Annotated in this window: 16 protein-coding genes and 1 pseudogene; 12 read left to right on the top strand and 5 right to left on the bottom strand. The window is 70.4% G+C overall.

The features are described 5' to 3' along the window. Nucleotides 1-7 precede the first annotated feature (7 nt). Nucleotides 8-1,528, top strand: coding sequence for a substrate-binding domain-containing protein (locus PH203_RS31700; protein WP_289924294.1), 1,521 nt, complete (start codon nucleotides 8-10; stop codon nucleotides 1,526-1,528). Between the two features lie 104 nt (nucleotides 1,529-1,632). Continuing rightward, nucleotides 1,633-3,099 carry a M20/M25/M40 family metallo-hydrolase gene (locus PH203_RS31695; RefSeq protein ID WP_289924292.1) on the top strand — a complete coding sequence of 489 codons (1,467 nt, stop codon included), beginning with the start codon at nucleotides 1,633-1,635 and terminating at the stop codon, nucleotides 3,097-3,099. Between the two features lie 16 nt (nucleotides 3,100-3,115). On the opposite strand, the gene PH203_RS31690 is transcribed toward PH203_RS31695, so the two are convergent. Beyond that, entirely contained in the window at nucleotides 3,116-3,721 is a 606-nt protein-coding gene (locus PH203_RS31690; RefSeq protein ID WP_289924291.1) for a response regulator transcription factor, read from the bottom strand. Continuing rightward, nucleotides 3,718-4,920, bottom strand: coding sequence for a histidine kinase (locus PH203_RS31685; protein ID WP_289924290.1), 1,203 nt, complete (start codon nucleotides 4,918-4,920; stop codon nucleotides 3,718-3,720). Before PH203_RS31685 ends, PH203_RS31690 begins: the two co-directional genes overlap by 4 nt. A 216-nt stretch (nucleotides 4,921-5,136) precedes the next feature. On the opposite strand from PH203_RS31685, the gene PH203_RS31680 reads away from it, so the two are divergent. Next, nucleotides 5,137-5,550 (top strand): hypothetical protein, encoded by a 414-nt coding sequence (locus PH203_RS31680; protein WP_289924289.1) that lies wholly within the window; start codon nucleotides 5,137-5,139, stop codon nucleotides 5,548-5,550. Next, nucleotides 5,547-6,125: a hypothetical protein gene (locus PH203_RS31675; RefSeq protein ID WP_289924287.1), complete on the top strand. Its 579-nt coding sequence runs from the start codon at nucleotides 5,547-5,549 to the stop codon at nucleotides 6,123-6,125. The genes PH203_RS31680 and PH203_RS31675 overlap by 4 nt, the downstream gene beginning before the upstream one ends. Nucleotides 6,126-6,506: 381 nt before the next feature. On the opposite strand, the gene PH203_RS31670 is transcribed toward PH203_RS31675, so the two are convergent. Next, entirely contained in the window at nucleotides 6,507-7,259 is a 753-nt protein-coding gene (locus PH203_RS31670) for an SLATT domain-containing protein (protein WP_289924286.1), read from the bottom strand. A 258-nt stretch (nucleotides 7,260-7,517) separates the two neighbouring features. Here PH203_RS31670 and PH203_RS31665 point away from each other — a divergent pair, with 258 nt between their 5' ends. From PH203_RS31665 to PH203_RS31650, 4 genes are all read left to right on the top strand, one after another. After that, the gene (locus PH203_RS31665; protein WP_289924413.1) at nucleotides 7,518-7,859 is read left to right on the top strand and encodes a YbaB/EbfC family nucleoid-associated protein; all 342 of its coding nucleotides are present in this window, start codon (nucleotides 7,518-7,520) and stop codon (nucleotides 7,857-7,859) included. A 118-nt stretch (nucleotides 7,860-7,977) separates the two neighbouring features. Continuing rightward, a complete protein-coding gene (gene recR / locus PH203_RS31660; RefSeq protein ID WP_289924284.1) occupies nucleotides 7,978-8,577 on the top strand; it encodes a recombination mediator RecR in 600 nt (199 codons plus the stop codon). Further along, on the top strand, nucleotides 8,570-9,232 hold the full coding sequence (locus tag PH203_RS31655) for a DUF5063 domain-containing protein (RefSeq protein ID WP_289924283.1): 663 nt from the start codon (nucleotides 8,570-8,572) through the stop codon (nucleotides 9,230-9,232). Before recR ends, PH203_RS31655 begins: the two co-directional genes overlap by 8 nt. A gap of 77 nt (nucleotides 9,233-9,309) precedes the next feature. Beyond that, complete coding sequence (locus PH203_RS31650; protein WP_289924281.1) at nucleotides 9,310-9,621, top strand: trypco2 family protein; 312 nt, start codon at nucleotides 9,310-9,312, stop codon at nucleotides 9,619-9,621. 310 nt (nucleotides 9,622-9,931) lie between these two features. Here the strand turns inward: PH203_RS31650 and PH203_RS31645 are convergent, their stop codons facing one another. Next, nucleotides 9,932-11,176, bottom strand: a complete 1,245-nt coding sequence (locus tag PH203_RS31645) for an IS110 family transposase (RefSeq protein ID WP_289924280.1) — start codon at nucleotides 11,174-11,176, stop codon at nucleotides 9,932-9,934. A 286-nt stretch (nucleotides 11,177-11,462) separates the two neighbouring features. Here PH203_RS31645 and PH203_RS31640 point away from each other — a divergent pair, with 286 nt between their 5' ends. Then, entirely contained in the window at nucleotides 11,463-12,023 is a 561-nt protein-coding gene (locus tag PH203_RS31640) for a hypothetical protein (protein WP_289924278.1), read from the top strand. A gap of 562 nt (nucleotides 12,024-12,585) precedes the next feature. On the opposite strand, the gene PH203_RS31635 is transcribed toward PH203_RS31640, so the two are convergent. Then, nucleotides 12,586-13,278, bottom strand: a complete 693-nt coding sequence (locus tag PH203_RS31635) for a hypothetical protein (RefSeq protein WP_289924276.1) — start codon at nucleotides 13,276-13,278, stop codon at nucleotides 12,586-12,588. On the opposite strand from PH203_RS31635, the pseudogene PH203_RS49750 reads away from it, so the two are divergent. The 3 genes and pseudogenes from PH203_RS49750 to PH203_RS31630 form a co-directional block, all read left to right on the top strand. Then, nucleotides 13,210-13,383, top strand: a pseudogene (locus PH203_RS49750) (tetratricopeptide repeat protein); the annotation flags it as partial. The gene PH203_RS31635 and the pseudogene PH203_RS49750 overlap by 69 nt on opposite strands. Further along, nucleotides 13,358-13,591: a tetratricopeptide repeat protein gene (locus PH203_RS49745; RefSeq protein ID WP_354671282.1), complete on the top strand. Its 234-nt coding sequence runs from the start codon at nucleotides 13,358-13,360 to the stop codon at nucleotides 13,589-13,591. The pseudogene PH203_RS49750 and the gene PH203_RS49745, both read left to right, overlap by 26 nt. A gap of 403 nt (nucleotides 13,592-13,994) precedes the next feature. Continuing rightward, entirely contained in the window at nucleotides 13,995-14,213 is a 219-nt protein-coding gene (locus PH203_RS31630) for a hypothetical protein (RefSeq protein WP_289924275.1), read from the top strand. The last annotated feature ends 6 nt before the right edge of the window (nucleotides 14,214-14,219 follow it).

Genomic DNA, 14,219 nt, shown 5'->3' with positions numbered 1-14,219 from the left:
TCCGTCGGTGGAATGGCTGAACGCAGAGAATGCCGTGGCCGTCGGGACGGCCGTCCTCGGCATCGTCGCCTCCGGTGTCCTGGTCTGGTACGAGCGAAGAGTGCCCCGCCGGAAACGGATCGGCTACCGCGTCCAGATGGACAACCCCATCGGTGACGACGTGCGTTCGGGGCGGGCTGGGGGTGCCCCCTCTGGGGGAGTACGCCTCGGTCTCTTCAACGAGGCCCCGGACATGGCCGACGCCACCCTCGTCCTCCTCCGCGTCGAGAACGACGGTTCGCAGGGCATCGACCGCGACGACTACACCGGCCCCACCACCCACGGCCTGACCGCCGTCTTCACCGACCGCACCATCCGCGGCGTCTCGGTCACCCAACCCACCGACCGCGACCACCTGATGGACCACTTCACCCCGGAACGCGGCTTCGCCTACGAGGGCAACATCCTCCGCATCCCCCGCGTCCCGCTCAACCGCGGCGACCACTTCAAGCTCCTCGTCCTCCTCTCCGGCGGCGACGTCGGCCGCGCGATACGCCTCACCGGCGGCCTGCGTGACGGCGAGGTGCACCCCAACCGCAGCGCGACCCCCGACGAGACCCCGCCGATCCTCAGCGGCCCGGCACGGATCCTCACGGCCCTGCTCACGCTCTCCGTCGTCGCGCTGGCCGGCATCATCCTCGCCACCGACGACACCCGCCCGCCCCTCGGCTGCGAAAAGGGCACCCTGACCGTGACGGGCTCCACCGCCTTCGCCCCCGTCGTCAGAACGCTGGCGAAGGAGTACGAGAAGGACTGCGAGGGCGCGGAGATCACGGTCGAGGCGCGCGGCAGCGAGGCCGGGGCCGCCGAACTCGCCGCCGACGACCCGGAGTCGGCCGTGATCGCCTTCACCGACGGCCCCATGGGCGACCGGCTGGACCTCCACGGCGAGAAGGTCGCCCTCTCCGCCTTCACCCTCGTCGTGAACGAGAGGATCGGCCTCGGGCGCGTGGGTCTGACCCGGGCGGAGGTACGACGCCTCTACAGCGGCGAGATCACCCGCTGGCGCCAACTGGACCCGGCCCTCCCGGATCTCCCGGTCGTCCTCGTCAGCCGGAACGCCGACTCCGGCACCCAGCAGATCTTCCAGCGGCGCGTCCTCGGCACCTGGGAACGCGTCCCCAGCACCTCCCTCGACTGCGTCCACAAGGACGACCGCTCCGCACCCGTCGTGCGCTGCGAACTCGGTTCCACGGAGCAGGTGTTGGACAAGGTCGCGGAGGTGCCGGGCGCCATCGGCTACAGCGAACTCGCCGTCGCCGGCGGCCGCGAGGGCCTGCTGACGGTCCCGCTCGACGGCGTCTCCCCCTCCGTGCAGGCCGACAACTACCCTTACCGGGGAGTGGAGTACGCCTACACCCGCCGCTCGCCACAGCCGGGTTCACTGACCGCCGCCTTTCTCGCGTACCTGAAGGAGGTCGCCAGCCAGGACGTGATCCGCGACAACGGCCATCTCCCGTGCGCACAGGAGACGGAGTCCTGCGGGTGACCCTTGCCGGAGCCTTGCGGGCGGCGCCGGTCCCCCTTGCCGACTCTTGAGGTGTCCACGACCATTACTGAGGTCGGCCGGCAACCCCAGCCCCAGGAGGACACATGCGCCCCAGCAGGAGTCCCAGCAGGAGAACGGTCCTGACCGCGACGGGCGCGGCGGCGGCCGCGGCCTGCACCACCGGCGGTACGGCGGAGGCGACCCCCTCCACCACCGTGACCGAAGCCGCGGGCACCCCGACCGGAGCCACGGGCACCGCAGCCCCGGGCAGCCGCCCGCCCGCCACCGCCCAGCGCCCGACCCGCGAACTCCGCGCCCTTCTCCGGGAGATCGACCCGGCCCGCATCGAGGCGACGGTCCGCAAACTCGTCTCCTTCGGCACCCGCCACACCCTCTCCTCCCAGGACGACCCGAACCGCGGCATCGGCGCCGCCCGCGACTGGCTCCTCGCCGAACTCCGCTCCTACGCCGAGGCCTCCGGCGGCCGTATGACGGCCGAACTCCAGTCGTACGTCCAGGAACCCGGTCCTCGTATCCCGACGCCGACCCGCATCACCAACGTCGTCGCGACCCTGCGCGGTTCGGTCACCCCGGACCGGATCTACGTCGTCTCCGGGCACTACGACTCCCGCGTCACCGACGTCATGGACGCCACCTCGGACGCCCCGGGCGCCGACGACGACGCGTCCGGCGTGGCGGTGGCGCTGGAGCTGGCCCGTGTCATGGCCAAGCGCCGGCCCGCCGCGACGATCGTCTTCGCGGCGGTCGCGGGGGAGGAGCAGGGCCTGTTCGGATCGGCGTACATGGCCCAGCAGTTCAAGTCGGCCGGCGCGGACGTCCAGGGCATGTTCACCAACGACATCGTCGGCAGCCCGACGGCGGACGACGGCGCCGTAGACCCGTACACCATCCGTCTCTTCGCCGAGGGAGTCCCCTCCTCCGAGACGCCCGAGCAGGCCGCGACCCGCCGCTCGGTGGGCGGCGAGAACGACTCGGCGACCCGCCAACTCGCCCGTTTCGTCAGGGACGTGGCTGACAACGACGCCACCGGTATGAACGTCCGCGTGATCTACCGCCGCGACCGCTACCGCCGAGGCGGCGACCACATCCCCTTCCTCGAACGCGCCTACCCCGCCGCCCGCTTCACCGAGCCCGCCGAGGACTTCGCCCACCAGCACCAGGACGTACGCGTCGACGAGTCCGGCAAGCAGTACGGCGATCTGCCCGAGTTCTGTGACTTCGGCTTCATCGCCCGCGTCGCCAAGGTGAACGGCGCGGCCCTGTGGACCCTGGCCCAGGCCCCCGGCACCCCGCGCGGCGCGAAGATCATCACCACCAACCTCACCAACTCCACGGAGCTGGTGTGGACCCGGGGCACGGAACCGGATCTCGCGGGCTACGAGGTCGTTTGGCGGGAGACGACCGCGCCGGAGTGGACGCACGTGATCCCGGTCGGCGATGTGACGAGGCACGAGGTCGACCTGTCGAAGGACAACGTCTTCTTCGGCGTGCGGGCGGTGAACACCAAGGGCCTGAAGAGCCCGGTGGCCTTCCCGGACCCGCAGGCATGAGCCCTGTATCCGGTTGTCAGATCCAGCCTTGTTGCCAGGCGTGATGGGCCGCCGCATGCCGTGTGGTGGCCCCCAGCTTGGACATGGCGGCCGAGAGATAGTTGCGCACGGTCCCCTGCGCCAGATGCACCTGCTCGGCGATCTCGGCCACCGACGCCCCCGTGCGCGCGGCCCGCAACACCTCCAACTCCCGTTCACTGAGCGGGCAGTCGTCCTCGGTCAGCGCGGACGCGGCGATGTCCGGATCGACGTAACGCCGCCCGGCGGCGATGTCCCGGATGATCTCCGCGAGCCGGGAGGCGGGCGTGGTCTTCGGCACGAATCCGCGCACCCCGGCGGCCAGCGCCCGCCGCAGCACGGCAGGCCGGGCATGCCGGGTGACCATCACGACATGCGTCTGTGGCCCCGCCGCCCGAATCTCCTCGGCCGCCCGCAACCCGTCCGTAGGCGGCATCTCGAGATCCAGTACGGCGATGTCGGGCCGGAGTTCGAGCGCGAGCCGTACGGCCTCGGTGGAGGTGGCGGCCTCGGCGACGACGGTGAGGTCGTCCTCGAGGGAGAGCAGCGCGGCGAGGGCGCTGCGGAGGAGGTCCTCGTCGTCGGCGAGGAGCAGCCGGATCACGGGGTGTTTCCTTCCACGGGCAGCGTCGCGGTCACGACGAAACGGTCCCCGTCGGCCCTCTCCCAGGTCAACTCCCCTCCGGCGTCGCGCAGTCGCTCGGCGAGACCGCGCAGCCCGGTGCCGTCGGCCGTGCCGGTGGTGCCAGGGGCGCCGGGCGTGCCGGGGGCCGGCTCGGCCCCGTCGTTGGCGATCCGCAGCCGGGCACGGTCGCCGGTGACTCGGTAGTCGACCTCGGTGCCGGCGGCCTGGCTGTGGCGCAGCACGTTGGTGGTGGCCTCGCGCATGACGAGCCCGAGGAGCTGACGGGTGGAGTCGGCGAGCCCGGCGGCAAGGGCGCCCGGTTCAAGGTTCATCCGGGCGTCGATACCGGCCGCCGCCAGCACCCGGGTGGCGTTGGCGATCTCGTCGTCGAGGTTCGTACGCCGCATCCCCTGCACCACGGCCCGAGTGTCCCGCAGGGCGTCCGCGCAGAGCTGGCGTATCTCCCGCATCTCGGCGGCGGCGCGAGGAGGATCGATCTCCGCGAGCCGTGACGCCAACTCGGCCTTGAGGGCGATGACTTGCAGATGATGCCCCTGGATGTCATGCAGGTCGGAGGCGAACCGCAACCGCTCGTCCTTCACCGCCAGCTCAGCCTCCAGCCGCCGTGCCCGATCGAGCCGCCCCGCGATCCGCCACGCCCACAGCGGCCCGAGCACGGTCCACACGGTGAAGGCGGTGAGACAGGCGGGGAAGAGGGCGGCGTACGCCAACTCCCCATCCCGGGAAGAGAGATGGACGACACTCCCGGGGATGAGCGCGAGCACGACCGCCCCGCCGATCAGCCACCGCCTCCCGCCCGCGGACAGATAGGCGGCGACGATCGCCACGGTCACGGCCGGAGCGACCGCCCACAGCCCGTAGTTGTGCCGGACGAGCGGCAGTACGGCGAGCACGGCGGAGGCGAGGCAGGCGGTGACCACCCAGCCGGCGAGGGGCCGCAGCGAGGACCTGCCGTCCGCCATGGCCCCGCCCAGAAGCACCGCGGCCGCCACGGCGTGCACGCCCAGCGCCGGCACGACCGGCGCCCGCGCCCACAGCGGCACATCTCCGTCCAGCGCCCAACTGCCGTACGCCAGCACCAGCACACAGACGACGGTCCCCGGCACGGCCCACCATGTGTAGCGCCGGAAACTCGTGAGCCCCGCCCCGTTGTCCACGCGGCCATTGTGTCAGCGGGAGTTCGGGCCGGCCGGGGACGGCGGATGGCGGATGGCGGATGGCGGATGGCGGATGGCGGATGGCGGATGGCGGCGGACAGATGACAGATGTCATACGAGGACGTGTGCGGTCGGCACTACTGACGCGCCGCCGGTCCCGGCCACTCTGAGACCCGTGGGTGGATACCCCACCCCGGTACCTCTCAGGGAGACGTCATGCACCACGGCCTGAACGATCTGCATCAGCGGCGGCACCACGGCCTGGCCCGTCACTACGTCGAGATGATCCTCGCGATGGTGGCCGGGATGGTGGTCCTGGGCGGGGCACTGCGGGCCCTGCTGGCGCTGGGGTCCGTCGAGTACGGCATGTCGGGCCAGCCCGAACTGGTCACCCTGGAGATGGCGTTCACGATGTCGGCGGGGATGGCGTTCTGGATGCGGAGGCGTGGGCACGCCTGGCCGGGCATCGCGGAGATGTCGGCGGCGATGTTCGTGCCCGCGCTGGTCTTGATCCCCCTGCTGTCCCTGAACGTGATCGCCCCAGACCAGGCGATGACATGGGAACACCTCACGATGCTCCCGCTGATGTTCGTCGTCATGCTCCGCCGCAGGACGGAGTACGGCGCATGAACCTCTCCCTCTCCCTCCCCCTCTCCTCGCTCCTCCGCCGCTGGCCCACCCACCTGGCCTTCGCGGTCTGGGCGGCCACGGCCGCGGCCGGCGCCTCCGGCACCCTGGACGAGTCGGTCGTGGGGTACGGCGAGGTCCTCCCCTTGCTGCCCCTGCTCTACGTGGTGATCAACCAGATCGGCACCCCGAGGTCGACCTGGCCGGCCCTGGGCGGCGGCCTGGTCCTCGTCTTCGCCCTCCAGGCCCTGGACCTGGTCTCACCGGCGGGCGTGATGGTCGGCCTCGCGCTGGCGGTCCTCCTGTGGGGCATGCTCCGAGGCACCCCGCACGGTAGGGACAGCCTGTGGCTCCAAGCGGCGGGAGCCGTGGCCTTCGGCGCCCTGGCGGTGACGGGCCTGCTCCTGGACCCCGACGCGGGCCGCTGGCTGGTGGCGTCAGGCTGGTTCCTCCACGGCCTCTGGGACCTGGCCCACCTGACCCTGGCCCGCCTGAAGGGAACAGTGGCACCGAGCTTCGCGGAGTGGTGCGCGGTGGTGGATGTACTGGTGGCGGTGGAGCTGGTGTTCCTGCAGTAGGGGAAGCGCCTGGCAGCTGGCTCAGCCTGCGGGCATTCGTGCCGCACTCCCACTCAGCCTGCGGGCGTTCGCCCTGCCCAGCCCGCCCAGCCCGCCCAGCCCGCCCAGCCCGCCCAGCCCGCGGGCATTCGCCCTGCCCAGCCCGCTCAGCCTGCGGGCGTTCGCCCTTCCCAGCCTGCTTAGCCTGCGGGCATTCGTGCCGCCTAGGGCGGCACGGGTGGGCGCAGGCGGCACCCCGCCAGCGCCGGGCCACGCGACCCACCCGACCTCGGCCCCGCCCGACCGTCACCTGAGCACCCACGGTCACCTCGGCACCGTCACCCGGCACCCACCGTCACCTCGGCACCGTCACCCGGCACGCACCGCACCCGGCACCCCCCGTCACCTAGCCTCCGGCGGCCGCTGCCGAGGCATGTTCGGCCGAGCCCCACCCGCCCCCGGCGGCAACGGAAACCGCCCCTGGACCACGTTCCCGTCCGGCCGGGCCGCCCCCGCCACCGCCCCCTGAATCCCGAGCGGCGCGGACCCGGTCCGAAACTCGACCATCCAGTCAGCCGTCTCCACCCGCACCAACTCGGTCACATCCTCGGAGAACCGCCGCAGCACCCCGAGACACCGCTCGGCAGCCTCCCCCGCCGTCCCTTCCGTAGGCCCCAGAACCTCCCGCACACTCTCCGAGGCCCAGTCGAACTGCAGCACCTGCAACCGCCGCTGCACGGCCTGCGCGGTGGCCACGTCCCTTATCCACCCGGACGTGACCCCGAAGAACCGATCCACTGCGACACACGCGACAGCGACCAGCAGCGCGAGATACCCCCAGGGGGCGACCCCGCCGACGACCCCCGTCAGGTCCAGCAGGGGCAACGAGGCGCCCACAACGGCCCCCGCCGCCGCCCCGCCCCGCAGGGCCCGCGCCCCCCGCCGCTTCCACACCCGGTCGGCGAGATACCAGGCCGCCGTATCGAGCGCCCCGCGCTCCACCCACCGGTACAGCTCGTCAAGCCGCAGGGCGGGCTCGCCCCAGTCCCCGAGCGGAAACGTCCGTCCCATCAGGTCGCCCGGCCGCACCCCGGCCGCCTCCCCGCCCCGCCCGTCCTGAGGCGGACCCTCGGGCTGCATCTCCGGCTGACCCACCAGGCACTCCCTACTGACCACGCTACTGATCACGGACGATCACACTCTGTGACGCATGATGCTGACGCGCCGGGTCTTTCCTACCGCCCAATGGGTGGCGAAGGTGCGGCTTTCACTCCTTTTCCGCCCGGAAGTGGGCCTTGATCAGGTATAGGACTCCACGGCATCTCACTCGAAAGAGTGCTGGAGCGATGGCTGCGGAGACCACGTAGGCTCGTGACAGACGACAAGAGACTGCGGAAAACACAGGAGCTGATCGTGATCCCCGGTGGTGGCCAGCCCAACATGCAGCAGCTGCTCCAGCAGGCCCAGAAGATGCAGCAGGACCTGGCGAACGCGCAGGAGGAGCTCGCGCGGACCGAGGTCGACGGCCAGGCCGGCGGCGGCCTGGTGAAGGCGACGGTCACCGGCTCCGGTGAACTCCGCGCCCTCAAGATCGACCCCAAGGCGGTGGACCCGGAGGACACCGAGACCCTCGCCGACCTGATCGTCGCGGCCGTACAGGCGGCCAACGAGAACGCGCAGACCCTCCAGCAGCAGAAGCTCGGCCCGCTGGCCCAGGGCCTGGGGGGCGGCGGCTTCCCGGGTCTGCCCTTCTGAACAGGTCCCTGCCTCTCTGAGTCAGGCACTGCCTTCCTGAAACAGGCCCTGCCTTTCTAAGAAGGCCATCCGCCAACTACCGTACGTACTCAAGGCACCCAGGAAGGGCGGCAGTCCGTTGTACGAAGGCGTGGTCCAGGACCTCATCGACGAACTGGGGCGGCTGCCCGGCGTCGGTCCCAAGAGCGCCCAGCGGATCGCCTTCCACATCCTGCAGGCGGAGCCGACGGACGTACGGCGTCTCGCGCAGGCCCTGATGGAGGTCAAGGCGAAGGTCCGCTTCTGCGCGACCTGCGGAAACGTGGCGCAGGAAGAGTTCTGCAACATCTGCCGCGACACCCGCCGCGACCCCTCCGTCATCTGTGTGGTGGAGGAGCCGAAGGACGTGGTGGCCATCGAGCGCACCCGTGAGTTCCGGGGCAAGTACCACGTCCTCGGCGGCGCGATCAGCCCCATCGAGGGCGTGGGACCGGACGACCTGCGGATAAGGGAGCTGCTGGCCCGCCTGGCGGACGGCACGGTCACGGAACTGATCCTGGCCACGGACCCCAACCTGGAGGGCGAGGCGACTGCCACCTACCTCGCCCGCATGATCAAGCCCATGGGCCTCAAGGTCACCCGCCTGGCCAGCGGCCTCCCGGTGGGTGGCGACCTGGAATACGCGGACGAGGTGACCCTCGGCCGCGCCTTCGAGGGGAGACGACTCCTAGATGTCTGACGCCACACTGCACGCGAGTGCGCAGAACCCCGACGACTTCGCGGTCCAGATCGCGGACCAGGTAGAGAGCTTCCTGGTGGCGGTGACAGAGGTGGCCAAGGGCGACGAGCCGGACTCGGCCGTTCCCTTCCTCCTCCTGGAGGTCTCCCAGCTCCTCCTCGCCGGCGGCCGCCTGGGCGCCCACGAGGACATCGTCCCGGACGAGCGCTACGAGCCCGACACGGGCCCGGACGCGGACGTGGACGAACTCCGCGAGAACCTGGCGCGCCTCCTGGACCCGATCGACGTCTACTCGGAGGTCTTCGACCCGTACGAGCCCCGCAAGGCCCCGGTGCCGGCCCGGATCTCCGACGACCTCACCGACGTCATCACCGACCTCCGCCACGGCATGGCCCACTACCGCGAGGGCCGCACCACGGAGGCCCTGTGGTGGTGGCAGTTCTCCTACTTCTCCAACTGGGGCTCGACGGCATCGGCGACCCTGCGCGCACTCCAGTCGGTAGTGGCCCACGTCCGCCTCAACCAGCCCCTGGAGGAACTGGACGGCCTGGACACCGACCAGGCGGCCATGGGCGACGAGACCCTGGAGTTCGAGGCGGGTCAGGTCATGGCGGAGGAGATCGCGGCCCCGCTGGGGATGCGCCCGGCGAAGTAACCGGCTTTTTCCGTACGTTGTGGGGCGCGGCGAGTACGCTGCGCCCCACACCGCGTTCACGGGGACGGGGGCGTTCGGTGGCTGACGAGGCGTGGGCGGGGCCGGCCGAGGCGATCGGGGCGATCCGGTCCGAACTGCGGCAGGCGGCGCAGGACGGCGCGGGGGACGAGATCCAGTTCCGGACGGGCGCGGTGGAGATCGAGTTCGCGGTGGACGTCAAGCTGGACGGGGAGGCCCGGGCGAAGGTCCTGGTGCTGCCGTTCAGCGCGGAGGCGAAGCTCGCACGGTCCAAGGGCACGACGAACCGAGTGAAGATCACGCTCCAGCCGGTCGACGCGGAGGGCACGGATCTGCGTATCAGGGACGACTCGGGGGAACGCCCCAAGTAACGGTGGGCACGGGGGTGTTGGCCTGTGGACGTGGGGCGGGTCGTAGAGGTCTGGAATCCGGTGGGGAAGTGTGCGGGGACGGGCTACCTGGTAGCGGGTCGGCTTGTCCTGACGGCTCTTCACAATGTGCTGGGTTGCGGTCAGTTGGAGGTCCGACGGCTCGGGGGCGAGGAGTCGGCCTGGGTGGCGGCGGAGGTGTGCTGGCCGGAGACCGCCCCTGACGCGTAAATAGGTGCAGGTCAGGGTGGGTATGGGCAGGATTTGGTGCCCGGTGGCCGTCGAGGGCCGCTGGGTGTCTGGGGTGTGATGGTCAGGCGGCCTCTTCCCTGGGGTTGAGAGTGACGGTGTAGCCGAGCTGGTTGAGCTGGTTGACCGCGCGGCGGGTGGCGCGTTCGGGGTCGCGCTGGGCGAAGTAGGTGCCGCCGAGTTCCTGGTAGGGGACGTTGTCGGTGAGCATGTGCCAGATCGCGGTGATGATGGAGTGCTCGACGGCGACCAGGGCCCTGAGCGGGCCGCGGCGGGCGGTCAGCCGCTTGTAACGGGCCTGCAGATAGGTGTCCTTGGTCCGCACTGCGCCGAGGGCGGCCAGTCCGAGAGCACCTTTGAGATACGGGTTGCCGGGCCGGACCTTCGTGCTCTTGGTGCGGCCGGCGGACTCGTGGTGGCCGGGGCAGACCCCGGCCCAGGAGGCCAGATGCCTGGCCGAGGCGAACCGGGTCATGTCGCCGCCGGTCTCCGCGATGATCACTTCGGCGACGGCCCGGTTGATCCCGGGGATGGTGTCGAGGAGGTCGAGCGCGGGACGAAAGGGGGCCATCGCCTCCTCGATGCGGGTGGTGAGCTCGTCGATCATCGCGGTGAGCTGGTCGTACTGGTCCAGATAGAGGCGGGTCAGGAAGGCGTGGTGGTCGCGGAAGCGTCCGGTCAGGGCCTCGGTGAGTTCGGGGATCTTGTTGCGGAGCTTGCGCTTGGCCAGTTCCGCGAGGGCCTGGGGGTCGTGTTCCCCGCTGATGAGGGCTTCGAGCATGGCCCGGCCGGAGACGCCCATGATGTCGGAGGCGACCGCGGCGAGTTTGATGCCGGTGTCCTCCAGCAGCTTCTCCAGCCGCTGGACGACCTGCCCGCGCTCGCGGGTCATCTGGGTGCGGGCCCGGGTCAGGTCCCGCAGTTCGCGCACCGGCTGCGGTGGGACGAACGAAGCACGGACCAGGCCGTGGGCGCCGAGCTGGGCCAGCCAGGCCGCGTCGGAGACGTCCGTCTTGCGGCCGGGCAGGTTCTTGACCTGCCGCGCGTTGACCAGGATCACGTTCAAGTCCTGGGCCAGTACGTAGTAGAACGGCTTCCAGTAGTCCGACGTCGCCTCGATCACCACCAGGGTGACCTCGGCGGCCAGCAGGTGATCGCGCAGGGTGAGCACGGCGTTTGTCGTCGAGCCCCACGTTGTGGTCTGGCTGGTGAACGATCCCCGCCGCTTTGTGCTCGGGGTGCGGACGCACGCCTTGGCGTCCTTCTTGCTGATGTCCAGGCCGGCGCAGCGTTCGTGCAGCACGTCCACGGTCTTGCTCCCTCCCTCGCCGGACGGCCAAGTGGTCCGCCGTTCCGGGAGGGCCAGGGTGAATCAGGAATTCTGACGCACGTGCTCACAGCAACACTCCACGGTTCCCGTGGACGGCCCCCAGTACCACGCTGACCTGCGAGCTCACCGGCATCACAGAGGCATCGGTTTCGGCCGGAACGAACTTCTCCAGCCTTCCGAACCGGCGTCAGCCCACGTCAGGGCAGACAGAAGCACCTCCGGCGCGCGCCACGGGATTTACCACGCCCCCCGGCGTGCACCGAAGGTGCGCTGGATCGCTGACCTGAAGAGGGAGCCGCAGGCCGACGCGGAGTTGGTCACGATCACGGACCCGGGGTGGCAGGCGCCGGAGGGCGTCGAACCCGTCCGGTGGGGCCGGATCGACAGATCGGTGGTGGGGGAGAAGCGGCTTGGGTGTGTCGCGGTCGGCTTCCCCCGGTCGGAGGTCCGGGACGGGGTCCGCGACACCAAGGAGATCCGCGGCCACATCGAGACACTGACCGGGCTCAAGTCCGAGGGCCTGATCACGGCATACGTCGATGGCGTCGCCGTCCCCAGCAAGCCGGACGAGAAGTCGCGGTGGGCGGGAGCGTCGGGGGCGGCGTTGTTCGCGAGGGGGCGGCTCATCGGAGTCGTGACGACCGACCGGCAACGGGACTATGAAGCAGACCAGTTGACGGCGGTGTCGTTGACGTCGCTGGCGGCTCGCCCGGGATTCGCCGTCGAGGTGAAGGCGGCTGGGACGGAGCTGACCCCGGAGGAGGTCACGGCCGCGGACTCGGGGCGGTCGCGTACGGCGTACGACGTCGAGTCCGGCGAGGCGTGAACAACCTGCCGGAACTGCCGTCACCGATCTTCGTCGGCAGGACGGAGGCGATGGCGGCGTTGGAGCGGGCTCTGGCTGCGGAGTCGCAGACGATCACGCAGACCGTGCACGGACTGGGCGGGGTCGGGAAGACGACACTGGCCCTGCATTACGCCCACGATCACGCGGGGTCGTACCGGCTGGTGTGGTGGATCCGCGCGGACACTCCCGAGCAGATCGAGGCGGGTTTCGCAGCGCTCACGCTCCGCCTGCGGGGCGCTGGGACGGAGGGCGATCTCACGACGGCTCAAGCCGCCGAGTGGGCTGTCGGGTGGTTGCAGACGCATCCGGGGTGGCTGCTGGTCTTCGACAATGCGGAGAAGGCGGAGGAGGTGTACGCCTGGACGGGCCAACTACGCGCCGCTGGGCGCCACTTGATCACCAGCCGGTACAAGAGAGGCTGGGTCTGCGATCCGATCCCGTTGTCGGTGCTGGACGAGGACGCCTCGCTGATGCTTCTCTCACGCCTCAGCGGCGCCGACGACGAGGACGAGGCCGCGCGCTCGCGGACGACCTGGGCCATCTACCCCTCGCCCTGGAACAGGCGGGAGCCTTCATCGGGCAGACCGGGATCACGATCGCCGAGTACCGGGACATGCTGCGCAGGCATCCCGAGCGCACCACGGACGCGGCGCCGGGAGGTTCGGATCCCGCGCGGACGGTGGCTCGGATCTGGCGCATCACCCTGGATGCACTCCAGGAGCGGGACCCCCGGGCCGTGGAGATCCTGCGGATCGCCGCGTGGTACGCCCCGACGGGCATTCCACGCACTCTCCTCGCACCGCTCGCCGAGGACGCGCTCGACCTCGCACAACTCCTCGGGCTGTTGGCCGACTACAACATGATCACGCTCGATCGTGCGGGAGTCGGTATCCACCGCTTGGTGCAGATGGTGTCCCGCACGCCGTCCGCGGACGATCCGCATCGTGATCAGGCGCGCGTTCTGGCCGCGCGTACTCGGGCCGTGGAGCTGCTGCACGGCCGGCTCCCGGACGACCCACGCGTGAATGTCGAGGGGTGGCCCACTTGGCGGGACCTGCTTCCTCACATCGAATCCGTCCTGGATACGTACGATCTGGACGAGGATACGGCTGGGACTGCCCAGATCTTCAGCACGACAGGGAAGTTCCTTGAAACCCAAGGGCAGTTGAGCCGGCCGATCGAGTATCACGCCCGTTCTTGGGCGGCCTCCGCGAGGCTGTTCGGCGAGGATCACCCGAGCACGCTGATCTCGCGTAACAACCTCGCTGCCGCATACCGGACGTCGGGGCAGGCGGAACGAGCGCTCCCGTTGCATGAGCGGACGCTGGAGGCCGCTGTACGGGTCTGGGGGGGGGGAGGATCATCCGAACACGCTGATGTCGCAGAACAATCTGGCCGTTGCGTGTTGGGCGTCGGGGCAGGTGGCGCGGGCGCTCCCGTTGTACGAGCGTGCATTGGCCGGCTATGTCCGGGTGCTGGGCGAGGGCCACCCGACGACAAGGATCGTCCGCGACAATCTGTCCGCCGCACGTGCCGAGGAGCCTTGACCTACAACCCCGCATCCTCCAGCACCGCCCGCAAGCCCCCCCCGTCTCCACAAACGGCGCCGTAACCGTCGGCTCGCTGTACCACCGCAGCGGCCACGTGTTCCCGTCCAGCGCCGGAACCCCGATGTACGTGACCGCCCGAGCCCCTCTCCCGCAAACGCCCTGCCGGTGCCGAAGACCCGCACGCCGACCCGGACTTCGCACACCTGAGCCCCCGCGACCGCGAGATCGCCGTCTTCGTCGACCACCTCGAAGAGGGCCACGCGATGGGCTACAAGGCGATCGCAGCGGAACACCCGATGTACGGCCAGCAAGCCGTCCGCACCACGTTGGGCCGTATCTCCCTCGCCGCCCACCTGCGCTGGATCAAGGAGCACATCACCGTCGAGGACAACTCGATGCGGTGGGTAACGCGCACGTACTGGTCCCGTACCCCCCCAGGTCACCGGAGTGGTGGGCGGACTTCACGCGGGACCCCGACGGCAGCCTGCCGGGCGCCGACGAGGTCATCGACGTCACCGAGCGCGTCGAGGCCCTCCGACGCGCGGCGGGGCCGATCAACGCGGGGTGCGGCGTCGGTGACCGGCTGCGGGAGTGTTTGGCAGATCCGTTCCACTCGTAGCGGCGA

Origin of the sequence: Streptomyces sp. S.PB5 (assembly GCF_030403745.1) — a bacterium.
Taxonomy (GTDB): Bacteria; Actinomycetota; Actinomycetes; order Streptomycetales; family Streptomycetaceae; genus Streptomyces.
This window is presented reverse-complemented; position numbering and strand designations above follow the sequence as displayed.